Annotated in this window: 21 protein-coding genes and 1 other RNA gene; 9 read left to right on the top strand and 13 right to left on the bottom strand. The window is 32.8% G+C overall.

Going from position 1 to position 24,685, the window contains the following annotated elements; translation table 11 throughout:
- Nucleotides 1-68: 68 nt before the first annotated feature.
- The 6 genes from HM984_RS04000 (at nt 69) to bglX (ending at nt 12,065) form a co-directional block, all read left to right on the top strand.
- The gene (locus HM984_RS04000; protein ID WP_179348207.1) at nt 69-2,840 is read left to right on the top strand and encodes a helix-turn-helix and ligand-binding sensor domain-containing protein; all 2,772 of its coding nucleotides are present in this window, start codon (nt 69-71) and stop codon (nt 2,838-2,840) included.
- A 301-nt stretch (nt 2,841-3,141) separates the two neighbouring features.
- Nucleotides 3,142-6,216, top strand: coding sequence for a SusC/RagA family TonB-linked outer membrane protein (locus tag HM984_RS04005; protein WP_179348208.1), 3,075 nt, complete (start codon nt 3,142-3,144; stop codon nt 6,214-6,216).
- Between the two features lie 19 nt (nt 6,217-6,235).
- Entirely contained in the window at nt 6,236-7,843 is a 1,608-nt protein-coding gene (locus HM984_RS04010) for a RagB/SusD family nutrient uptake outer membrane protein (RefSeq protein ID WP_179348209.1), read from the top strand.
- A 102-nt stretch (nt 7,844-7,945) separates the two neighbouring features.
- Nucleotides 7,946-8,752, top strand: coding sequence for a glycerophosphodiester phosphodiesterase (locus HM984_RS04015; protein WP_179348210.1), 807 nt, complete (start codon nt 7,946-7,948; stop codon nt 8,750-8,752).
- Between the two features lie 81 nt (nt 8,753-8,833).
- Nucleotides 8,834-9,697 (top strand): endonuclease/exonuclease/phosphatase family protein, encoded by an 864-nt coding sequence (locus HM984_RS04020; RefSeq protein ID WP_179348211.1) that lies wholly within the window; start codon nt 8,834-8,836, stop codon nt 9,695-9,697.
- Between the two features lie 10 nt (nt 9,698-9,707).
- Nucleotides 9,708-12,065: a beta-glucosidase BglX gene (gene bglX, locus HM984_RS04025; protein WP_179348212.1), complete on the top strand. Its 2,358-nt coding sequence runs from the start codon at nt 9,708-9,710 to the stop codon at nt 12,063-12,065.
- Between the two features lie 144 nt (nt 12,066-12,209).
- On the opposite strand, the gene HM984_RS04030 is transcribed toward bglX, so the two are convergent.
- The 4 genes from HM984_RS04030 to ssrA form a co-directional block, all read right to left on the bottom strand.
- Nucleotides 12,210-12,530 (bottom strand): hypothetical protein, encoded by a 321-nt coding sequence (locus tag HM984_RS04030; RefSeq protein WP_115807549.1) that lies wholly within the window; start codon nt 12,528-12,530, stop codon nt 12,210-12,212.
- A gap of 127 nt (nt 12,531-12,657) precedes the next feature.
- Complete coding sequence (locus HM984_RS04035; RefSeq protein ID WP_257018445.1) at nt 12,658-13,065, bottom strand: hypothetical protein; 408 nt, start codon at nt 13,063-13,065, stop codon at nt 12,658-12,660.
- Between the two features lie 298 nt (nt 13,066-13,363).
- The gene (locus HM984_RS04040) at nt 13,364-14,884 is read right to left on the bottom strand and encodes a hypothetical protein (protein ID WP_115807547.1); all 1,521 of its coding nucleotides are present in this window, start codon (nt 14,882-14,884) and stop codon (nt 13,364-13,366) included.
- A gap of 316 nt (nt 14,885-15,200) precedes the next feature.
- Nucleotides 15,201-15,594: a transfer-messenger RNA gene (ssrA, locus tag HM984_RS04045) on the bottom strand.
- 446 nt (nt 15,595-16,040) lie between these two features.
- Here ssrA and HM984_RS04050 point away from each other — a divergent pair.
- On the top strand, nt 16,041-16,910 hold the full coding sequence (locus HM984_RS04050; RefSeq protein WP_179348214.1) for a DMT family transporter: 870 nt from the start codon (nt 16,041-16,043) through the stop codon (nt 16,908-16,910).
- A gap of 312 nt (nt 16,911-17,222) precedes the next feature.
- The gene (locus HM984_RS04055) at nt 17,223-18,425 is read left to right on the top strand and encodes an NAD(P)-dependent oxidoreductase (protein WP_179348215.1); all 1,203 of its coding nucleotides are present in this window, start codon (nt 17,223-17,225) and stop codon (nt 18,423-18,425) included.
- 1 nt (nt 18,426) lies between these two features.
- Here HM984_RS04055 and HM984_RS04060 read toward each other — a convergent pair whose 3' ends face one another.
- The 9 genes from HM984_RS04060 to HM984_RS04100 form a co-directional block, all read right to left on the bottom strand.
- Entirely contained in the window at nt 18,427-19,125 is a 699-nt protein-coding gene (locus HM984_RS04060; protein WP_179348216.1) for a hypothetical protein, read from the bottom strand.
- Nucleotides 19,126-19,129: 4 nt separating this feature from the next.
- Nucleotides 19,130-19,795 carry a DUF1361 domain-containing protein gene (locus HM984_RS04065; protein WP_179348217.1) on the bottom strand — a complete coding sequence of 222 codons (666 nt, stop codon included), beginning with the start codon at nt 19,793-19,795 and terminating at the stop codon, nt 19,130-19,132.
- Nucleotides 19,783-20,190 carry a ribosomal maturation YjgA family protein gene (locus HM984_RS04070; protein ID WP_179348218.1) on the bottom strand — a complete coding sequence of 136 codons (408 nt, stop codon included), beginning with the start codon at nt 20,188-20,190 and terminating at the stop codon, nt 19,783-19,785. The genes HM984_RS04065 and HM984_RS04070 overlap by 13 nt, the downstream gene beginning before the upstream one ends.
- A gap of 17 nt (nt 20,191-20,207) precedes the next feature.
- Nucleotides 20,208-20,822, bottom strand: a complete 615-nt coding sequence (locus HM984_RS04075; RefSeq protein ID WP_179348219.1) for a SanA/YdcF family protein — start codon at nt 20,820-20,822, stop codon at nt 20,208-20,210.
- Nucleotides 20,819-21,337: a hypothetical protein gene (locus HM984_RS04080; RefSeq protein ID WP_179348220.1), complete on the bottom strand. Its 519-nt coding sequence runs from the start codon at nt 21,335-21,337 to the stop codon at nt 20,819-20,821. Before HM984_RS04080 ends, HM984_RS04075 begins: the two co-directional genes overlap by 4 nt.
- Nucleotides 21,334-21,669: a hypothetical protein gene (locus HM984_RS04085; RefSeq protein WP_179348221.1), complete on the bottom strand. Its 336-nt coding sequence runs from the start codon at nt 21,667-21,669 to the stop codon at nt 21,334-21,336. Before HM984_RS04085 ends, HM984_RS04080 begins: the two co-directional genes overlap by 4 nt.
- 1 nt (nt 21,670) lies before the next feature.
- On the bottom strand, nt 21,671-23,065 hold the full coding sequence (locus tag HM984_RS04090; protein ID WP_179348222.1) for a DUF4153 domain-containing protein: 1,395 nt from the start codon (nt 23,063-23,065) through the stop codon (nt 21,671-21,673).
- A gap of 76 nt (nt 23,066-23,141) precedes the next feature.
- Nucleotides 23,142-23,435: a winged helix-turn-helix domain-containing protein gene (locus tag HM984_RS04095; RefSeq protein WP_179348223.1), complete on the bottom strand. Its 294-nt coding sequence runs from the start codon at nt 23,433-23,435 to the stop codon at nt 23,142-23,144.
- A gap of 178 nt (nt 23,436-23,613) precedes the next feature.
- Nucleotides 23,614-24,222: a hypothetical protein gene (locus tag HM984_RS04100; RefSeq protein WP_179348224.1), complete on the bottom strand. Its 609-nt coding sequence runs from the start codon at nt 24,220-24,222 to the stop codon at nt 23,614-23,616.
- A gap of 107 nt (nt 24,223-24,329) precedes the next feature.
- Between HM984_RS04100 and HM984_RS04105 the strand changes: the two genes are divergently transcribed.
- Nucleotides 24,330-24,683 carry a hypothetical protein gene (locus tag HM984_RS04105; protein WP_179348225.1) on the top strand — a complete coding sequence of 118 codons (354 nt, stop codon included), beginning with the start codon at nt 24,330-24,332 and terminating at the stop codon, nt 24,681-24,683.
- Nucleotides 24,684-24,685: the final 2 nt, after the last annotated feature.

Here is a 24,685-nt window from a genome sequence, read left to right on the forward strand (position 1 = left end):
TTTAATGTCAGTTCATAAAGAGCTGGCATTTTGTTTGTTCATTATCTAAAACTATCTTTACGAAACAGATGAAACACTTCATATTTATATTATTTCTAAATGTATTCTTGATGCTTCCTGCGCAAGAATTACCGCCTATTGAAAAATTTACAGCGTCAGATTATGGTGGTGATAATCAAAACTGGATGATTTCCCAAAGTGCAGATAATTACATTTATGCTGCAAATAATAAAGGCCTTTTAGAATATAATGGTTCTAGTTGGGTGGCGTATCCGTCTCCAAACAATACTATTTTGAGAGCAGTAAAGGTTATTGGAGATAGAATTTATTCGGGTTGCTATGAAGATTTTGGGTATTGGGTAAAGGATGAAAAAGGATTACTAAATTATACATCACTAATTCCAAAACTAAAAGAAGCCAATATTAGCGATGATCAAATTTGGAACATTTTAGACCTTGGAGAATGGGTGCTTTTTCAATCGGGTCACGCTTTGCATTTTTTCAACAAGGAAGCTGAGACTTTTAAAATTATTACGTCACAACAAATTATTTACAAAGTATTTAATATCAATAATCATATTTATTATCATGTGGCTAACGAGGGGATTTATCTTATAAAAGATGGGCAACCTAAATTAATAATTAGTGATGCTGTCGTTATAGAAGATCGGGTTATTAATATGTTTTTTGTAGATGACCTTCTGACGATTCTTACCAGGAATTCTGGTTTTTTTCAGGTCAAGAATAATCAATTAGAACCATGGGAGATTACCGCAAATGAGCGGTTAAAACGATTAAACATATTTAACAGTATTAAGCTTGAAGATAACAGTTTTGTGATTGGTACAATTTCTAATGGAATTGTGAAAATTAGTAATGCAGGTGAATTTGAATATGTTATAAATCAGAAATTAGGATTAAGTAATAACACCGTTTTAGCTTTGTTTGAAGATGCGAACCATAATGTTTGGGCAGGATTAGATAACGGTATTAACTGTATAAATATCACATCACCAATACAAACATTTATAGATTACGAAGGGGTTTTAGGAACCGTGTATTCTACCATTATTTACAAGGATTTACTTTATGTAGGGACTAATCAAGGACTGTTTTATAGGCCGCTAAAGTCTAGAGATGAGGCGTTTCGTTTTGTAGAAGGTACAGCGGGTCAGGTATGGAGCTTATATAATCATAATAACGAAAGTTTGATATGTGGTCATCATTTAGGAACTTTTAGTGTTGATGGAAATCAGATAGAAAAAATTAGTTCAGACTTAGGGGCTTGGAACTTTAAGAAAATTCCAAATCATGATAATCTATTGCTTCAAGGAAACTATGATGGCTTATATGTTTTAGAGCTTAAAAATAAAACTTGGACGGTCAGGAATAAAATTGAAAACTTTAAAAACTCATCGCGCTTTTTCGAAATTAACAATGCCAACCAAATCATGGTAAACCATGAGTATAAAGGAGTTTTTGTTTTAAACATGAATTCTGATTTTACTCAAACTATAGATGTGGTAGATGTTTCAGAATTAACTATTGGAAATAGTTCTAGTTTGGAGAGTTATCAAGGAGACATACTATATACTTCAAAAAATGGCATATTTAATTATAATGAAGCTGAACATAAATTCGTTAAGAATAGTGTTTTAACAGATTTGATTGCGTCCAAAAATTTCACTTCCGGAAAAATGGTGGTCGATCAGACAGGTAAATTATGGCTGTTCTTCAAAAACAACATTAGCTATATTACTAATGACAATCTTACTAATAAACCCCAGATTACAGATATTGCAATTCCTTCAAGTTTAAGAAAAGGGGTTTTAGGATTTGAAAATATACAGCACATTGAAGGTGAAAAATATATTTTAGGAACAGTAAACGGTTATCTAACGCTTGATTTAGCAAATATTGAAGCTGACACCCCCCATTCAATTCATTTTAATACTATAATGAAAAAGAACATAGATGGGAGTTCAAATCATTTGTCTCTAACCGAAAATGGTTCATTTGAACACGAGAAAGGTATCGTCTCATTTGGGTTTTCGGTTCCGGAATACAATAAATTCCTAGATGTTAGCTATAGTTATAAAATTGAAGGGCTTTCTGACAAATGGAGCGATTGGTCTCACTCGTCGAGTGTGCAATTTGAAAATATATCTTTTGGTGATTATACTTTAGAAGTTAAAGGAAAAGTTGGAAATCAACTTACGGAGAATACAATTGTATATCATTTTGAAGTGAATAGACCGTGGTATATTTCCAATTTAGCGATTCTGGTGTATGTTTTAATTTTAATAGGAATTGCATTTTTAGTTAATAAGGTTTATAAATTTTACTACGAACGAATTCTTAAGCATGAACACATCAAAAGTGAACGTGCACTCATTCAAATAAAGAATGAAAAATTAAATCAAGATATCGAAGGAAAAAATAGAGAGTTAGTGATTTCTACAATGAGTATCATTAAGAAAAATGAGTTACTCAATAAAATAAAGAAGGAATTAAAAAAGAATAGAAATAATAAAGATATTGAAAGCGCCGTAAATCTAATTGATACCAATTTGAACAATAATAAAGATTGGAAATTCTTTAAAGAGGCATTTAATAATGCAGATAAAGATTTTATGGATAAAATTAAGGCCGCACATCCAGATTTAACACCAAATGATTTGAAGTTTTGTGCTTATTTACGGTTGAATTTATCCTCTAAGGAAATGGCTCCATTGCTTAATATCTCTATTAAAAGTGTGGAGACTAAGCGTTACAGATTACGTAAAAGGTTACAATTAAATCATGATGACAGTTTAGTTAACTATATCTTAAAATTCTAACACCTCGACAATACCATTTTCTACCACGACTTTACCTCGACAAGTGTGTTTTTAGGCTAAATTTTTGGTTTTTTTTAAGAAATTTTAAGTTCTCTAGATTACTAATGTTTATAATACTTACCGAGATTTTTTCAAGATTTATTATTGTTAAATTTTATGATGTTCGTTTTTTATCGAGGTATCGATTGTCAAATTAGCAATTATTTGAGGTTAAATTTACAAAAGCTTAACATTGCATCTCATTTCTACATGTTTTGAAATGATAGTTTTGGGCTTTAATTTTTAACTAAATCAATCATTCATGAAATTCAAATTTCAAAAATCAAGAATTGAAATATTCTTCTGTCTCTTTTTATTGTGCAGTTCGTTTTCTCTGATTGCGCAGACCACAGTAAAAGGAAAAGTGCTTTCTGCTTCAGATAATATGCCTTTGCCAGGTGCGTCTGTCATAGAAAAAGGAACTTCTAATGGAACACAAACAGATTTTGATGGTGTGTTTACTTTAGATGTTTCAAATGAATCCGCTATTATGGTGGTATCTTATGTAGGATTTAAATCTAAAGAAGTGGTCTATAGTTCGGGAGAAATCTCGATAACTTTAGAAGAAGATAGTGCTTTAGAAGAAGTTGTAGTTATTGGTTATGGTTCACAAAAGAAAAGTGATATCGTAAATGCTGTGTCAACTACAGACCTAGAGAAAGCAACCTTATCACCAACATCAGACGTTAATGAAATGTTGAGAGGTAGAATTGCAGGCTTACAAGTTAATGTCGGCGGAGGTACGTTACGGCCAGGTGGTACATCTGATATTATTTTTAGAGGGCAAGGTTCTATAGAAGGTAATGTAAGTGCGATTTATGTTGTAGATGGTATTATTAGAGATGGAGGTATTGAGGATATTGACTCAGATGATATCAAATCTATTGAGTTTTTAAAAGATGCTTCTGCTCAGGCTATTTATGGCTCTAGAGGTGCTAATGGTGTTGTTTTAATAACAACTAAACGTGGCTCTGAAGGTAAAGTAAGTGTGAGCTATCACGGTTTTTTAACAACAAAAAGTATTGAGCGGAATTTTGATGTTTATAGCGGACAAGAGTTAGCGCAATTACGAAGAGAAGCTTGGAGGTCCACAAGAGCAGACGATAGTTATGCTGATGATGTTGTCGATAATGTATTTACAGAAGTTGAATATGATAATCTTACAAACAATCGTTTCGTAAATTGGGAAGATGAATTAATGAGAAATGGTTTCGTTAATAGTCAGGCAATAAGCGTTAGTGGTGGTACGGAAATGACTAAGGTTTTTGGTAGTATTAATTACTTCAAAGAAGATGGTCTTATACCTTCATCTAGTTATACAAGAAAAACGTTACGTTTAAATGTAGATCAAAAAATATCGGATAAATTCTCTGTAAATTTCGATATAAACTTATTAAATGATGATACTGATAGAGCTGCAAATGTTAACGTAATTACCACATCTCCATTAGGTAGTGCTTATAACGTCGACGGAAGTATTACACGTTTTCCAAGTGGTGAAGAGTTGTCAGCTGTTAACCCACTGTGGAATTTAAGAGAACAAAATCACGAAGAAAAAGGTAATGATTATGTTGTTAATGTAACACCAATATGGCAGATTACTAATGATTTACAATACCAGTTAAAGGCTAATTTAACAAGAAGAACTTCAGAAAGAGGGCAATACCAATCTTCTTTAAGTTCTGCGGGTGACGATGTTAGAGGTATTGCTAGAATTGACAATCAATTACGTGAGTCGTATTTAATAGAGAATATTTTAACTTATGACAAAACCATAAATGCTAATAATAGTCTTAATGTAACCTTAGTGCAATCGACGCAAGAAAATGCGTTCACAAGAACCTTTACCGAAGGTCAGGGGTTTGCTAATGAAGATTTAGGGTATAATGGTATTTCAAGTGCCATAGGTAATGTTACTGTAGAGCGCGATGGTGATCAATTTAGATATTTAGGGTATTTAGCCAGAGCACGATATTCATTATTAAATAAATATACTTTTGAAGGTACTGTGAGAGCTGATGGTGCCTCTTTAAATGGTGAAGGTAATAAATGGAGTTATAACCCAGCGGGTTCTTTTGCTTGGAAAATTCATAATGAAAACTTTTTAGAAGATGTAAGTTCTATACAAGAATTAAAATTTAGAGCAAGTTATGGTTCTTTGGTTAATGATTTAGGTCGTGCTTATACATCACTATTTACAGCAGATTTCCAACCTTATATATTTGACGAGGAAACTGGGTCAGGATTCTCACCATCGACTATTTTACCTAATCCAGATTTGAAGTTTGAAAGAATCACCACTTTAAACCTTGGTTTCGATTTTTCAATATTCAATAGAATATTAGTAGGTAGTATTAACTGGTACGATGCAAGAACTACAGATTTATTATTAAGAAGAGGTGTGCCGCCAGTTACAGGATACACGTCAACATTCTTTAATGCAGGTGAAATGCAAAACACAGGTGTTGAACTTAGTTTAACAGCAAATATTTTTAATACTGAAGATTTTAAATGGTCAGTTTCTACAAATTGGTCTAATAATAAAAACAAAATATTAGAACTTTATGATGATGGAAATGGTAACGCGATCACTGAAGATAATTCATTTAATTATTATGTTGGTCAGCCAGTTGGCGTTATTTATCAGTACGCTTTTGATGGGATTTGGCAAGAAGGTGAAGATTTTGAAAATGCACCTCAAGCTAATTCAGAATCAGCAAATCCTCAAACAGATTTAAGGCCTGGTGATATCAAAATTAAAGATGTCAACGGAGTCGATGAGGACGGTAATATTATCGCTGGACCTGATGGTAAAATTACACAAGAAGATCGTGTGTTTATCGATCCTAATCCAGACTGGTTTGGGTCATTATCTACAACAGTATATTATAAAGGGTTTGATTTACTTGTCGATTTCTATGCTGTAGAAGGGGCTACAAAAGTGAATCCATTCTTAAATGAGTACAATAATGGTGGGACTTTAAGAGGAGATATAAACGGTGTTAAAGTAGATTATTATACACCAGAAAATCCGTCAAATTCATTTCCGCGTCCGAATAAAGATGCTGCCGATCAGTATTTAAATGCTTTAGCGGTTAAGGATGCATCTTACCTTAGATTAAGAACGGTGAGCTTAGGATATACTTTAGCAGACAAGTTTACATCTAAATTAAATTTTGAGCAGATTAAATTTTATGTGACTGCAACAAATTTATTTACAAACACAGATTATATAGGTTACAGTCCAGAGGTAAATATTAGATCTACCTTTTCAAATGCTGATACGGGTTATCCTGATGCAAAGTCATTCACATTTGGAGTAAGAGTTAAATTTTAATTATAAAAAGAATAATATTATGAAAATGAAGTTTTTTTATTCAAAAATAAAAAGTGGATTTCTGCTAGCCACGGCGTTATTCTTTGTTGTTACTTCTTGCGAAGATTTCTTAGAAGAACAACCGAGTACGCTAATTGATGCGGATTATGTTTATACTACTGAAGGAGGCTTAAAATCTGGAGTAGTAAGTTTATATAAGTTTGAAAGAGATCGTTATGATAATAGTACTGAGGATTTCATGGGATCGGTATTGATGTCTTCTCGGGGTGATTTAACCTTTTCAAGATCTGGATATACTGGTTTAATGGGGAGATATGAAAGAGGTACGTCTCCAGTAGATCAGGGTACTAATTTTGCGTCTTCATTATTTTGGAAACATTTTTATAATATGGCTAATAAAGCGACTGCAATAATAAATGCAGCTGAAACTTTAGAGGGTATAGATGAAGATACAAGAGCGCAAATTTTATCTGAAGCAAAGTTTTTTAGAGCACATTCGTATTTCTACTTATACAGAATGTACAATAATATTTATGTGACGACAGAAACTATAACTGTGGATAATGCTTTTGATGTTATTAATGATAAATCTACAGAGCAAGAAATTTTCGCACTTATCAATAGTGATTTAAACTTTGCGATAGACAATTTAGAGTGGTCAGATACATTTGGACGTGTTACTAAAGGAACAGCAAAGCATGTAAAGGCTAAAGTAGCAATGTGGCAAGGTAACTGGACTGAAGCAAAAAATCAAGCGGTATCCTTAATAGAAGAAGGACCTCATGGTTTGGTGTCTAGTACCGCAGATGTGTTTGCTGGTGATAGAAATAATTCTGAATCATTATTCGTTATTCAATCTCAAGATGATTTACTTGGTGGTGGTAACACAACCATGATGAATGCAAATTATGTCACTCAATATTTTCAGATTTCAGGTATAGAATCTAATAATGAACAAGGAGGTAGAGGTTTTTCTAGAATTTTGCCAAACCTATATCTGTTAAATCTTTTAGCAGAAGATCCAAACGATACAAGAGATGATGATACGTATTTTCGATTAAAATATTATTATACATCTGGAGATAGAATTGGTGAGGAAGTAGATGATTATGCGGCAATCACGGATTTAGATAATCCAAGTAGTAACTACACATCATATTACCAAAGAATGCACCCTTCTTGTATAAAATTTTCACAAGAAGATGGTAATGAAGAATCTTATTTAATAAGAGGTAATGTAACGGTTTACAGATTAGCTGAGACATATTTAATAGCTGCAGAGGCTATTATGAGATCTTCAGGTGATCCTTTACCATATATAAATGCGGTAAGAACTAGAGCTGGTGCTACGCCAGTGACCACCGTAAATCAACAAACCATTTTAGACGAACGCGCTAGAGAATTAGCTTTTGAAGGGCAACGTTGGTTTACTTTAAAACGAATGGGACAATCGGTTATCGATTTCCAAATGACCAATTACGCTGGTGATGGGGAATATTTTCCAGCCAATTTAGGATCTAAAGATCCTAGAGAGAATTGGAGATCACATTTTATTAACTGGCCAATATCTCAAAATGATTTAGACCTTTTAGGTCCAGGTTATCCTCAAAATAATGGTTACAATTAATAATTATTTGAATTAGTCATTCTATTGAAACAAAAGGGCAAGTTCACTTGCCTTTTTGTTTTCTTAATATTTAGACGTTATATATTAAAAATACAATTTCATATGAGATATTTAACTGTTTTGTTGTTGTGTATAGGATTTGTTTCATGCAATTCTACAAGTAAAGACACTGAAATTACTTTTGCAGATAACCCTGTCATTGCGCACAGAGGCGCATGGAAAACTAAAGATTTACCAAAAAATTCAATTGCGGCATTAAAAGAGGCGATTAGTTTAAAGTGTACAGGCTCAGAATTTGATGTTCGTATGACGGCAGATGAAATCCTAGTTGTTACTCACGATGCCGATTATGAAGGTTTAGATATTGAATCTTCAACCTATGAAGAACTTGCTAAACACAAATTATCAAACGGCGAAACACTGCCAACTTTAAAAGATTTTATTACTGCGGGCATGACAAATAATACCACTACAGGTTTAGTTTGCGAAATAAAGCCTTCTAAAACTGAAGGACGTAATGTTCTTATGGCAGACAAAGCTGTAGCCACAGTCAAAGAACTTAAAGCAGAAGCGTATGTGTCTTATTATATCAGTTTTAGTTATGAGGTTATTAAACACATTAAAACAATAGAACCTAATGCTAAGGTCTTATATCTAGATGGTTCAAAAGCACCAGAAGACTTACATAAAGATGGAATTACCGGACTCGATTATTTAGTTTGGAAATTAAAAAATAAAGAAAATTGGATTACAGAAGCTAAAGATTTAGGTCTTAAACTAAATGCATGGACGGCCAATAAAGAAGAAGATATTGATTGGTTATTGAGTCATGATTTTGATTATATTACCACAGATGAACCAGAATTGGTGTTTAAGAAATTAAAAGCAAATTCTAGTAGCACAAACTAAGCGTTGCTATCAGAGATTATTTTTATGCTGTCGATAATTTATTTTAAAAGACAGAGAGCATAAGTTCTAAACAAGAAATAAATGAAACAAATTAATTTATTTATTATTAGCCTTATACTTTTAGGTTGTAGTTCTAATAAAAGTAAGCCTGAAGCTAAAAATGAACAGTTTACATTAAAGGCAATGACTTATAATATTCGTTTGGATATTGCTTCAGATGAAGAAAATGCATGGCCAAATCGAAAAGATTTTTTAAGTTCTCAAATATTGTTTCTTAGTCCTGATGTTTTTGGAGTACAAGAAGCACGGCCGAATCAAATTGAAGATTTAAATGCCGCTTTGCAAGATTATAAATTTATAGGTGAAGGAAGAGATGGCAACGGAGAGGGCGAGTTCTCTGCAATTTATTACAATTCAAACAACTTAAAGGTTGAAGAACAATTCACCTTTTGGTTATCCGATTCGCCAGATAAAGTTTCTACAGGCTGGGACGCTGCCTATCCTAGAGTTTGTACGTATGGTTTATTTTCTTCAAATAAAACGGGTAAAAAGTTATGGGTGTTTAATACCCATTTAGATCATGTTGGTGCGGAAGCGCAAAAGGAAGGTGTAAAACTTATTCTAAAAAAAATAGCTTCAGAAAACATCCAAAACTATCCTGTTCTGCTTATGGGTGATTTTAATGTAGAACCTAATAGTCTGGTCGTAGCAGAAATTTTACCAACCATGTCAGATTCAAGACAAATAGCCACATTAAAGTTTGGACCGGAGGGAACATTTAATGCCTTTCAATATAATGAACCCGTAACGCGACGCATCGACTATATTTTTATTTCAAAATCTCCTAGCATTACAGTACATAAGTATGCCGTATTATCTAGTGCTATTGATTTCAAATTCCCTTCAGACCATTTTCCTGTGTATACAGAAATGGAGTTAAAATGATTTTAGTATAATGATTAATACAAAAAAAACATTCCTATTTGCAGTCGTTAGTGTAAAGGCTGCTGTTATTCTACTTGTTACTTGTGCTACAGTAGATTTTGATACGTCAGTAGAGGCTAATTCCGGATTTATAAAACACACAACGTCTTTAATAGATAAGCGGATTGAACTCAAAGTAGATTCTGTATTAGCATTAATGACCATTGATGAAAAAATAGGCCAACTAGTACAGTATAGTGGTAAATGGAATGCGACAGGTCCATCAACTTCAGAAAGAGATCAGTATAAGTACAACAAACTAAAGAAAGGTGAAGTCGGCTCTATGCTGAATGTGGCTTCTGTAGCTTCAATCCGAGAAACACAACGGATTGTAATGGAGAATTCTCGATTAAAGATTCCCCTTATTTTTGCGTATGATGTTATTCATGGTTACAAAACTATATTTCCTATTCCTTTAGGTGAAAGTGCGAGTTGGGATTTAGATATTATAGAACAATCGGCTGCAATTGCAGCAAAAGAAGCATCTGCATCTGGTTTAAACTGGACGTTTGCACCCATGATCGATGTTTCTAGAGACGCACGTTGGGGAAGAGTAATGGAAGGTTCTGGTGAAGATACGTATTTAACTACAAAAATTGGAGTAGCGAGAATAAAAGGGTTTCAGGGAGACGATTTATCGGCAACACATACTATTGCGGCATGTGCAAAACATTTTGCAGGTTATGGTTTTGGTGAGGCTGGTAGAGATTACAATACGGTGAATATTGGTGAGTATGAACTTCATAATACTATTTTACCTCCTTTTAAAGCTGCTGCAGAAGCCGGTGTGGCAACATTTATGAATGCTTTTAATGATATTGATGGCATACCAGCAACAGGACATAGGCATTTGCAAAGAGATTTGTTGAAAAACGAGTGGAATTGGCCAGGTCTAATGGTTTCCGATTGGGGAAGTATAGGCGAAATGATAGCACATGGGTATGCTAAAGATTTAAAGCATGCTTCAGAAATTGCTATTAATGCAGGGAGTGATATGGATATGGAATCGTATGCTTATGAAGCTTCGTTAAAAACATTGATAGAAGGAGGTAAAGTTTCAATAGATGTCATAAATGATGCTGTGAGTCGTGTATTACGAATTAAATTTCAGCTAGGACTGTTTGATGATCCTTATAAATATTGTGATACAGAAAGAGAGAAAACTGAGATCTATTCTAAAGAGAATTTAGAAATTGCTAGAGATGTCGCTAAGAAATCTATTGTATTACTTAAAAATGATAATCAAGTCTTACCACTTTCAAAAGACATAAAAAGCATCGCTGTTATTGGGCCGTTAGCTGATGACAAAAATGCGCCTTTAGGGAATTGGCGAGCAGAAGGTGACTATAATTCTGCGGTATCACTATTAGAAGGCGTAAAACAGGCGGTATCTAAGTCAACAACGATACATTATGAAAAAGGAATTGAGTTAACGGTTCCAACGGTTAAGCCAGGCGAAAATCAGTTTTTAATACCTTTAGAATTTAATACAACCGATAGATTAGGAATTAAAAAAGCAGTTGAAGCTGCTAAGAAAGCTGAGGTGGTTTTATTAGCTATAGGTGAAGACGCCTATCAGACGGGAGAAGGACGAAGTCAGGTAGATATCGGATTTAAAGGTTTACAATTAGAATTGTTAGAGGCTATTCAAAAGGTGAATAAAAACATTGTAATTGTGCTGATGAACGGCCGTCCAATGGATTTAACTCGTGCTTCAGAAGTGGCTCCAACTATTTTAGAATGTTGGCATTTAGGGTCGGAATCTGGTAATGCCATAGCAGATGTTATTTTTGGGGATTATAATCCATCGGGTAAATTACCAGTGTCATTTCCGCATCATGTAGGGCAAGAGCCGCTATATTACAATCAAAAAAACACAGGACGACCTCACGGATTGAAACAAGTAACGTATTCTGCTTATAGAGATGCACCGAGATTTGCGTTGTATCCTTTTGGACATGGATTGAGTTATACCACTTTTAAATATGATAACTTAACATTAGATAAAACTGAAATAAAAGCGACTGACAGTATCAATGTTTCTGTGTCTATAACAAATGCTGGAGATACAGATGGAGAGGAAGTTGTGCAACTATATATTAGAGATTTAGTTGGTAGTTTGGTAAGGCCAATTAAAGAATTAAAAGGTTTTAAAAAGCTAATGATTAAGGCAGGTGAAACTAAAACAGTCACGTTTACAATTAATGCTGAGACACTTCAGTTTTATACAGCAAATAAAAAATGGGAGGTAGAGCCTGGTGCATTTGAAGTTTGGGTTGGAGGGAGTTCTGTAGCCACTTTGCAAAAGGGTTTTAGTGTTGTTGAGTAGTTAGTGTTCAGTTATACTGATAATCTTAATTTTTAAGTTTTACTAAAAGATTGGAGTTTTTGATTTGCATCTTTTTAATTCACATTAATAGATAAAACAGCCTTTATTTTTATTTTGGGTTGTTGTACGTCCGAATTTTCGACTTTAATTTCTAAAAGAACCATAACCGATTAGGCTCCACAAAATAAATAGTCCAATCAATCCTATAGTGGCGTATCCGAGGAGCACTCCTGTTAAAAGTATGAGGCTGATTATCAGTATTAGCATTTTTAATGTATTCTTGTTTTTGCCTTTAGATTTATATCTGTTATAACGATAAGACTGATCTAGAAATATTTCATCTGATTTTTTTAAATAATATTGAATTTCAGAATCATCAAAACCACTCTCTTTCATTTCCTTTTTTATGTCTTTTGAATCTAGTCCTTTTTCTCTCAGTGAGATACTAAAATCGAGTTTATTCATGGAGGTTGCAATAGTGGTTAATATGTTTTCTATAATGGTTAGTTGCTTGGTTATGACCGTAATTTAGTCAATAAATCACAGATAGAAAATGCATTAAGGCTTTTGTTAATGTATTGTGAATGAGCGATTAACTATGCCTAATTTTGTTGGTTATTTTTATTATTCTACTGTCAATTTCATTAATTCTTTCGGTCCAATATTCCACTGCTTTTTTTAAATCAGTATATCTTTTCTTTTTAGTTCCAGTTGTAAATTCTCTAGGAAGGCTGAATAGAAAGTGACTGTTCTTATCCCAATCTTTGCTTTTTTCACTTTCATTTTTTGGTTCTAATCTTGTCGTCCAAAACCTTAGATTCTCTACATAAATGACTTTTTTCTCATTGAGAAACTCAATCAATTTGTTTTTGTCTCTCGGAATATATCCAGGACCAGTACAGCCACACGAATGAAAGGTAATCCCTGTTTCGTAAAGAGATTCCATGTGATTCCAGGCTTTTGTGTCGGGCTTTTTTGGTGATTCAAAGTCAAATCCCATATTCGCGGTTATTCCGCCACATTCAGGACATTTATAAGATTGTTTTTCAAATTCTATTGAATCTCTATCAATATCCTTCAGTAATCTTCTTTTGAAGGTTTTCCGACATTCAAAACAAGCGTAATGTGGTTTATATGTATTAATTCCGTATCGGCACATTTTCGTTTAAATGTCTTGTGTATGATTAGTGGCGTGTGTAAGCACCTAATTTAGTAAATAAAAACCCAATAGAATATCTGCGAGGATTTTCGTAAGTCGGCGAGAACTAGCCATTAATTATATATGGTGCTGTGGGTAGTTATTGCTTATAACAATTAAATAAAATTAGTTCAAGTGTTACAATTTTCGTTATATCTTCTGAATGTTTAAATTTATAAGTGATTATTGTTTTAAATTTTTCTTCTACAAACGATTCGAAAAGTTCGTGTTCCTCAATTGTTTCTTTTGCAATTTCAATAACTTTTGCGAAATCTTTATTGTCCTTGTTAAAAATAATAAGCGCAATTTTTTCATCTCTCCATAAAACGTATCTTTCTATAAGTTGATTAATTGCTGAACTTAAATAAGACTTCCCTTTCCATAGTTTGCATTCCGCAACAAAGGTATTTATAGCATTCATATCCTGAATTAGGATATCAGTTTTCCCTTTTTTATTAAATGTTTCTCCAGTTGCTATATGTTTTTTTGATATTTGAGTTAAATGAGGAAGAAAATAATCTCTAAAATCTTCTTCTCCAAATGAGCTATGAAGGTGTTTTAATTTTTCTAAACTTTGTCCAAAAAAGAATATTTGTTGAATTAAAAAAGAATGAAAGTTTTGTTCACTAATTTTATCAAAAATAGGCTTTAATTCACTAATAAACCCTTTTTCATTTTTCAACCATTTTTTTAGAACTTTAATGTATTTTAATTCGTTTTTTGAGAAGTTTTCTAATAGCAATAATTGCCCTAGTTTGTGCTTCTCAGCAATAATTTGAATTTCATATTTTTCTTTATCTGTAAGATTTAAACTTTTGTAAACATTTTCAGATGTTAATTGAAATAAGATTTTCTTTGTATGATTAACAATAATTTCAATTAATTCACTTTGTGTTCTACCTTTGAATGTTGTTAATCCTGTAAACCTATTGTATTCTCCATCATACAAGAATAAATTCATAGGTAGTTTACCTTTATAAGCTATTTTTATAGAATTAAATACAGGAATTTCGGGAATGAATTTTATCCAATTTTGAAAAGTTGAATGTAATAGGTTTAAATCAGTATTTTTTTTAACTTTCTTCTCAGTTTTTGATTTAAAGTAGTCTAATAGTTGATTCCTTTTCCATTCAATTTCTTTTGGTATTTCAAGACTGTTTTTTACCCAATATTCAATAACACTAAAAAACCTTTCTCCACCTATGCTTGGTGTTCCAAAGCTATCAATTATATAGTCTATATAGTCGGTTATTTCTTTATACCAATTATCTTTTTCAATACTATGCTCAATAAAACTACTTGTGTAGCTAACTGAATTGAGTACTTTATTTGGAATATCAGTATATAATTCTTTTTTAAACCATTTTTTCTTAAGCAGAGCTTTGTGATTGTCACAACAATTTGGGAAAGTATTAAACCAGTCATTTAGGTTGGAAAGAATGCTTTTATGGTATTCACAACAATTTGGAAAATCTTTAGGCTGTGTATAGTTGTGATGTGGTATATTAGAAAAACCTAAATCCCAAATATCACTTCCTGGTATTTCTACAAATTTTTTGTTTTCTATATCAGAAATGAACTTTTTAGGATTTGAAATTTCGAGATTTATATTTCTATTCATAAAGTTTTTTTTTTCTAATTACCCACAACAATTAAATATAAACAATGGTCCATATCTAAATCACAGCAATTTACATAATAATTCGATTATATCATTCGTGTTATGTGTGAACTATAAATAGAAAACCCTGTAAGTTAAAAACTTACAGGGTTTAAAAGTGGAGTCGGAGAGATTAACGTCGTTGTTCTCTAGTGAATCCCATCCTATAAATACAACTTTTTGTGCTTTCAGCCCAAATGCTTTTAAACAACAAAGCTCAATCAAGTAAAACTTGTTGAGCTTTTTATGCTTAAAATCACAACAAAGTTGTGCTTAATTGTGGAGTCGGAGAGAATCGAACTCTCGTCCAAACAAGTAACCAAAAGGCTTTCTACACGTTTATTCTTTTCTTGGGTTTTCGACTAAAAGCTGGTTAAAGACAACCCACTTTTAGCTTAGCTTCTTAATCTCGAAAAGGTATCAAAGCACTACCTAATCTAAGTCAATTTTTACGATGCCTAAAAAAGAACGCCATTAACTAAGGCTTTCTCGAGACATTTAGCACTCCTACCTAGTAGGACGAGGCTTAATCTTACTATAATTCAGATTATGCAGCTAAAGCGTAGTTATTCTCGCCGTTTAAAATTTGGTCTAGCCTTTTACGTGTATCAATGCCATTACACGACGTGCTTACAATCTAATTAATCTCGCTGTCAAAACCAGTCGACCCCATTTACTTCCCACGAAAGTGGGAATCTCTTTAATAAATTGATAATAATTTTTTGAGCGTTCCCTTATCAGGTCGGGCTGTCCGCTATATCTTTTGCTAAAAAAGCAAAAGGATGACGCTTCCATCCCTAACGCGCTAAACCAAGAAACTGTATTGGTGTTTCAAGGGCTGCAAAATTACTAAAAATAATAATGCAAAGGCTATACCAAACTTGTTTTATATGTATTTGCAGAAATAGTGTCAGTAGATGTCATAATCGCGATGCATAAGAACGACGTACCACGTTACTCATAAAGTCAATTTTGTATTAATAAGAATCGATAATTACAATGCGTTTATTGCTTTAAATTTCTAAGCGATTTTAATATTTTAAATAGCATATAAAATTTTAAATTAACGATGGTTTTAAAGCTTACTTTTGTCGGCTTCTAATTAAACCATGTACTCATGACAAAACCAAGAATAGCACTTGCGGTTGGCATTATTTGTATTTCAATATTTCCTATTTTGGTGAAGCTAAATCTAACGCCAGGATTGGTTTCAGCATTTTACAGAATGGCTATTGCTTCTGTTTTTATTGTGCCCTACGTATTGATCACAAAGCAGTTTAAGGTTAGGTCTAAAAAAGCAGTCCTACTTTCTGTGATTTGTGGTGTTGTATTTGGTTTAGACGTTGGTGTTTGGAATATTGCGATTCAACAATCTACTGCAACACAAGCGACATTGCTAACTAATTTATCACCAGTTTGGGTTGGTGTTGGTGCCTTTTTGTTTCTAAAAGATAAACCGAAACAGAATTTTTGGATGGGTACTATTGTGGCCATTATTGGTATGGTACTCTTAGTAGGCTTTGAATTGTTTCTAAATTTTGATTTTAATCTCGCCTTTATTTTTGGTGTCTTATCAGGTATGCTCTATGCCATTTATATGTTGTTGAGTAAACATATTTTAGAAGATATGGAGGTGATGACCTTTATGACGATTAGTCTCGTGTCTTCAACCATTGCATTGGGAGTGCTTAGTTATGCTTTTAATGAGCCTTTTACAGGGTTTTCAGATGCAGGCTGGTTGGTATTAGTTGTTCAAGGTATAGTATGTCAGCTTTTGGCGTGGTTACTTATTAGTTTTGCAACAAAGCATATGCGAGCCACAAGAGTTTCTGTGAGTCTGTTAGGGCAAGCTGTATTGGCTTCCATTTTAGCTTGGTGGTTATTAGATGAGCAAGTGTCTTTACAAATGGTTATTGGCGGTATTGTATTACTTTTTGGCATTAGACTTACATTTTATGAAAAGCCTTTGCTGAAACCTAAGATTTAAAATTTACCTGAGTAATAGTTGTCTACTTTAATAACTTTTAGTGGTTATAGAACATTTAAAAAATGCAGATGAATCTTGTCTTAAACCAGATTTCTGTAATATTTAATTAATGGTGTTCCATACCATAATATCATGTAAATATTTTAACCGAAGAATGTTTGCTAAAACATGCAATTCCTCTTATTTTCGTGAAAATATTTTTCAATATTAAATGCTGAATTTAAAGTGTTTCTTTACACAAATCACTAATATATGTGTTACCTGAAAGCCTAAGTATTTAATTTCGAAATATCTTAATTTTAAAATATAGCTATGACATTCGCCATCATAAAAGAACGTAAAAATCCACCAGACAGACGTGTGGTATTTTCTCCTGAACATTTAGCAGTAGCGAGAACGCAATTTCCGGATGCTACGTTTATTGTAGAATCTTCGGATATTAGAATTTTTTCGGATGAAGCTTATAAAGCTTTAGGTTTTGAAGTGTTGGACGATGTGTCGCATGCCGATGTAATGATTGGTGTAAAAGAAGTGCCGATTGAAAATTTAATTTCAAATAAAAAATATTTCTATTTCTCACATACCATTAAAAAGCAGCCTTACAACAGAAAATTGTTGGTCGCTATGTTAGAGAAACATATAGAAATGTTTGATCACGAAACTATTGTTAGAAAAACGGGTGCGCGTTTAATTGGTTTTGGACGTTATGCAGGTTTGGTTGGTGCATACAATGGGTTTAGAGCTTTAGGATTACGAGATGGTTTGTTTGAATTACCAAAAGTTGAAACACTTGCAGATTTAGATGCCGTAAAGACAGAATTAGATAAAATCACCATCCCAAATATTAAGATTTTACTCTCTGGAACAGGAAAAGTGGCCTATGGTGCCAAAGAGATTTTAGATCATTTAGGTATTAAGCAAATTAGCGATGCGTTGTATTTAACATCGCAATTTTCGGAGCCAGTCTATGTTATGGCAGATGTTATGGAATATGCCAAACGAAAGGACGGTAAAGTAGGAGATAAGTATAAGTTTTATAAAGATCCATCAGGTTATGAAAGTAATTTTATGCCTTATGCTAAAGAAACGGACTATTTTATAGCAGGTCATTTTTATGGAAATAATGCCCCTTATTTATTTACAAGGGAAGATGCCAAACATCCCGATTTCAAAATTAATTTAGTGGCTGATATATCTTGCGATATCGATGGGCCAGTAGCTAGTACAATCAGACCTTCAACTATTGAAAATCCTTTTTATGGTTACGATCCTAACACAGAAAAGGAAGTCGCTTACGATGCAAAAGGAGCAATAACCGTGATGGCTGTAGATAATTTACCATGCGAATTACCAAAAGATGCTAGTGAAGGTTTCGGTGAAACATTTTTAGAACACGTTATTCCTGCTTTCTTTAATAACGATGAAAGAGAAATCTTAAAACGTGCTAAGATGACTGAAAATGGTAAACTGACTAAAAGGTTCAGCTATTTGCAAGATTATATAGATGGAAAGTAAGTTACAACGGATTGTAATTAATAATACTTAAGTCTTCATTTTCTAAATTAACATAGTGATAATTAACCTTGTCATTTTTGTAGAACTCACCATTTTTGTTGGTGTCAGATATGCTTTTAAAGTATAGTCTTTTGAGTTTTGGTATCACTTCCCAATCGACTATTTGAGCTAAATTTGGTGTTAGTTTTTTTAAGTTAGTGCCATCAACATGACTTATATATAACGTTTCAACATCGTTAGAATCTAGCTTTGCATCTTTGTTTGTGTCAGCATCTCTAATGGTGTAAACTAAATATTGAAGTCCTGTTTGTTGTCGGATATCTTCAAGAAAATGAACAGATGTAATCTCTATGATGTCATCAGTTAAAGTGGTTAGTTGTTCTGAATTAATATGTTGGAATTTAAGAGAACTGAAGTCACCAGATATTGAAAAATTATTATAACGCGATACCGAATAAGAGGTATAATCACGTCCTTTCTTATAGCTAGAAGATCTCGAATTATAGTCTGTAATATTACCTACAGGATGAATTAAATAGTCCGTACTATCAATAAGAATGGGTAAATCTGCAATTTCGATTTTTGAGCTGTCTTTTTTGATTTCAGTTGTAATGCTATCATCATGACTGATGGTTTGTGGTTTTTCGTCACAGCTCATTATAAATAAGACTAGACATAATGTTATAAAAATTGATTTCATGATTTTAATTTTTTTCTAATTGATTTAAGTTCTTAAACATCCAAAAGCCAACCACTAAAAATGTTCCAAAACCTAAAGTGAATAACCACGCTTCAAAATGTTGAAATGGTGACATCATAATAGTGATAATATCCATAAATAAATAGTGTGGTCCACTTATAATTTCCCAAGAATTGTAACGTAGAAACCGACCTAAGTAAACTCCAAATCCACATAAAAAGATGATGGCAATAGTAATGTTTTCAACAGGGAGTTTTTTAAATTGAGAAGTTACGAGGTTCTGCATATCCATTATAGAAATATAGAATAGTAATAAACCACTAAGTGCAAATGATAACACCACCAGCACATCGAGCCATAAAAGTGAATCGTTTCCTATTCTAATATGAATAAGATCAGTAACAATATAAGGTGCATTAGGCAAAAAGGCTAACCAAACCATAAACCAGAATCCAAGTTTTAGCTTACTCAAATTTTGTGAGGTATTTAAATACATCGTTATGGCATAAGGTAGGATGGCCAAAAACACATTCCAGATTAAAAATAGAAAGAAATAGGACTTGTTCAGTTTCATGCGGACCATGAGTAATATAACACTAAACAGTAGGGCTACTGTAATTAATGATAGGGTTTTAAAACGATTAAGAATTAGTGTTTTTAGAACTTCCATAATCTTATATTTTGCTTGTTTTGTAATTTGAAAATCGACGATTCAACAGCTAAAACAGTCAGTATTCCTAAAGTGTAAGCGAGCAAATCTGTGACATGGAATGTGCTACCGAAAATGAGTTTAGCCGTAAAACTATCTTGTAAATTAAAGTAGGTTAAGAATGGGGTGAGTTGAAGCAATTCGATACCATAAGCAATTAAGAGGACGACCAAACTCGACGCCCTCACATTCAAGTTGGTGCATCCTCTAAAAATTGCATATAATAAAATAACAACGAGATAATCGCCAAATGTGTAACGAATAAATCCTGTTTTGATGATGAAAGCGATGGCTAATTCTATAAGGAATAGGCTATGTGCGAGTACTAAATATTTTTTGTTGAATTGAAATTTCATGGTTGTGTTTTGAGGTTTTATTTAATAGCTATTTTGTCGCCTAAAAATTTAGGTGTTACATTAAAAAGTAAGTCTAAACTTGCTTTGGTACGTGCTAAATATTCGCGTGGAGGTGTTTTGTAAACATCTTTGGCATTGTAAGCTATAGCGTCAATACCATAATGTTGAGCGATATAAATGGCGCGCTGGTTATGGAACTTCTGCGAGATAATAGTAATCGTATTTTGGCCAAATATTTCTTTAGCTCTTACTATAGAGTCTAAAGTTCTAAAGCCAGCATAATCTAAAAATATACGGGCTGCAGGAATCCCTTTTGCAATTAAATCGTTTTTAAAATCTGTGGGTTCATCATAGTCTTTTCTGCCATTGTCACCACTGACCAAGATGTACTCTATTTTTCCGGCTTTGTAAAGTGCAACCGCAGCATCTACTCTGTGTTTGTAGAATAAGTTGATGTTGCCGCTTGGCGCAAATTTGCTTGCTCCAAGTACAAGTCCGACGTTGTTCTTAGGGATATTATCAATAGCGTCATAAGTCAATCCTTTAGCTTTAAAACTCACCCAATGAAAAGTGGTAAAAACACCTAATGCGATAAATAATCCTGTTATAATTAATATTTTAAATGTTTTCATACTGAAATGAGATTAAGGTTTAATAAGTCATGCTTCGGAAAAATGGCATCTCTAAAATCTGAAATGGAAATATGCATAAGTTTCCTGTAATCAAAATGATGGAATGCATTAGCCGCTTTTCCTATTTTGAAAGATTTATGGTAATACTTATAGTAATCAGGAAGAATAGCAACACCAAGAATAATGGCTCCATACAAATACGGACTGCGTTTCCCGTTGCCATAACAAAGACATTGTAACGCAATTTCATCTTCAACTTTAGTGCTGTAGCCACAAAGCACATGATAGCAATCGTGACGTTCAACCTTTGGAATTAGTTCAAAATTGTTTTTATCCAAGAATTCGCCTAAATGTCTTCCAAATGTAGGTTTCGGTAGATTTAGTAAATCCGTTTTGGTGAGGTTCCAAGGTTCATGATTTTTAAACATGTTGGTGTAAATGCGTTGTGAATGTTCAAACAACCAAATGATAAATTGCTTTCGTTTTGCTTTTAAAATTTTAAATAGGTTGTTCATGGTAATTCGGGTTGATGTGATTCTACATTGTTGTTGTTGTTTATAGGCTGTATTTTTCTACTTTGTATGAGTTCATATCTCCATATAAAAAGCGACAAACTGAACACGAAACTGAAATAACAAGTAGCAACGATACTTTGGTCTAATCCAATAATAGCTGCAATACAAAGCGTAAATAAACTAATGATATAATACGGGAAATAGAGTTTAAACACACGCGTTTTATCATGTCTATATTTGGAAGCCCAAAACACGCACGACACACTTAGTCTTACCATAACTACCGTTAGTACACCTGCAAAAAGGGACAAAAAAATAATTAATGCGATCATTTTATTTCGTATTAATTTTGAAATTGTCGTATTGTAATTCCTGCCAATTATTCGTTTTTAATTTGTCGATATAACCGTAATATTTTTCTTCAATAAGATATGTGAATCCTCTATCGAGGTCTTTCTGATCTAACTGCTCATTTAATAATAAAGTGTTGTTATTAGAGAGGCCGATGACATAATTATAGTCCACTGATTTGGCATAATTAAAGTTGTAATTGGTAATATGATAGTCCCAATTTATAGTGCTAGAAACAACTAGAATTATAAATGCAGCTTGAGTATTGAGCCTAAAGAGAAACCAATTATTTTTTGCGCTATTAATCTTTAGAAGTGTTGTAACCAGTCCGATTGTAGCTAGTAAAAGATAAATGACAACACCAATACGCTTATACGTTAAACCAAAATTATAGATGTATTGAGCGTTTTTAAATACAATGCTTAGAACCAATAGAATATTTAAAATGATCCAGGTAAAAGCAAGACGTTTTAATGTAGTGTTTTGCTCGTAAAAATTAAGATTGCCTCTAAATACATATAATAGAATCATAATAGCAATAAGAATTGAGGCAATAAGTGCATTAATACCACTATGAACCTGAGCAGAATAAACAGAAGCGCTAATATCTTGCTGCGTTGTTAAAAAGGTGATATCTGTTATTAAGTACATTACAATCAATACGTTTAATAGCGAGATAAGAACGACACCAAGTTGGTTTTCTTGTTTTAATTTTGGAATAGAAAAGGCTTCGGTTTTATGTAAACTGTTTTCGGTTTGTAAATCAATTTCAGTTGCGGGTTCGACTTCAATTGGTGCATAAATATTATTGAACAAATAGTACCCTAAACCTGCCATTAATAACCATTGAATATTTATAAAACCGAAATCTATTTTTTCTATTAAGTTGCTAAAAACAGGGTTTCCTTCTTTGTAGAGTGCAATGAAGGTGATTACAATAACGGCTGGAATTAGAATGATTTTAACCCAATGTAAATAATCAATGTCGATTTTTTCTTTTGTGTCTTCAGGATTAGTTTTTGATTCAACGATAGCAAAGTTGCGATGAAAAAAACCAGCAATTGTAGTGTATAAGCCGTTAAGCCAACTGACGTAAATAGACGATTTAGTCTCAGAGATCTGACCTATTAAAGTGAAGAATGCTACCAGATTTGCAATTACAGAAAGTGTAGAACTATGGAAAAAGATGGTTAGTCCTGTGATGAAGTAGGTTATAGTGTAGATTTGGGTTTTCCGATTCTTAAACTGAGACTTGTTATTAATAAAAAGGATAACAACAGTAAGAATATTGAATAAAAAGAGGTTAAGTCCGATAGTTTGGTTGTAGAAGAAGGTGCTAAATAAAAGGGCTGCAATGAATAAGATTAGTTTTTTCATGATTGATTATTTTAAAGTACTTTGAATTTCAAAGTGAATGATTAAAAAAAATGATATAATAAATAGAGTAGGTGTTTTACGTTTTGCTTATTAATTTTTCTAGGGCTTCAATATGTTTTTGAAATTCTAATTTTCCGAGCTTTGTGACGCTGTATCTTGTATTCGGTTTTCGACCTATAAATTGTTTTTCAACTAAAATGTATTCTGCTTTTTCTAATGCCTTAGTATGACTTGCTAAATTACCATCTGTGGCACCCAATAATTCTTTTAGCATATTAAAATCCGCATACTCGTTTACCATAAGTACAGACATAATGCCGAGTCTTATCCTATGATCAAAAAGTTTATTTATGTTGGTTATTATGCTCATTTCACTTCCTGCGAAAGCAGGAATTTTATTTTTTTTAATTTCAGTATTCAGTTTGGAAATTAAGATAATTAATATTCCAATAGTTTGTCAATTCCTTAAAAATCTCTGTCAATCTCCGCGTAATCTCTGTGCATCTCTGCGTTATTTTTTTTCTTTGCGCCTTTGCGAGATCATTTTTTCACTTTACATCATATTTAAAATGCATCCAAGTGCCATATACAATATGCATGATACCAAAACCAATCACCCAAAGCCAAAACCCATAGCCAGGATATAGTGTTGCAATAAGCCCTAAAGCTATCTGAATAAATCCTAAATATTTAATATCTCCAATACTATATTTTGAGGCATTGATTAAAGCTAACCCATAAAAGATAAGCATTAATCCACCAGTTTGCCCGTATTTACCTTGACTCAAGATAATTAAAATATATAGACCTCCAGAAATCAAAGGAATTAAGAAATTATAGATTAAGCGTCGAGATGATTTATCCCAAATTTTCTCACCATTTTTTTTTGCTTTGCGAGTTGTAAGAAAAACACCACTAGCAATACTAAATAATGCAACTAAGATTAAGACCAACATTACGGTTCTAAAAATCCAGCCATCAAGCAAAAGAGTTCCATAGCTGTACGTGTCGACTAACCAATATGTAATTGCTGCTCCAATTAAAGCGTAAATACCTGCGAGAATTCCAGATAATCCACTCAAGGAAATAAATCGTGACGATTTATTCATAAGATTTTTAATCTCACTGATGTCTTTTAGATAATCTTTTTCACTCATGTTAAAGTACTTTGAAATACAAAGTAAATTAAATTAATTGGTTTGGGCAAGTTTATTTTTGAGATTTGGTTAAATTTATATTCAATTAATTAAACCGTAATTAAAATATGATTGAATTACTTTTAGCGATAGCAAATATGTCTGGAGGCATTTTACTTGGTCTAGCAACTCTAGATAAATGGGATGGTGAGCATAATTTTTTCAACAAAATTGCTGGTTTCTTAGCACCATTTGATACCATAATAGGACTTGGTCTTATCATTTTAGCGATATTAGAATTTTGGGATGGTCTGTTGTTTAACATCGTAAGTATCCTAGGGGGGATTTTACTTTTAACACACGTGTTCGGTAAAGTACCTGCTTTAGAAACAAGTCTGAGAAAACTCTCTGCGAAGCTAATGCCTTTTAAAGCTATTATTGGAATTGGACTTATTGTTATTGGTTTGATTAAATTGTTTTAAAG

It is taken from the genome of Winogradskyella pacifica (genome assembly GCF_013403915.1).
GTDB classification, from domain to species: Bacteria; Bacteroidota; Bacteroidia; order Flavobacteriales; family Flavobacteriaceae; genus Winogradskyella; species Winogradskyella pacifica.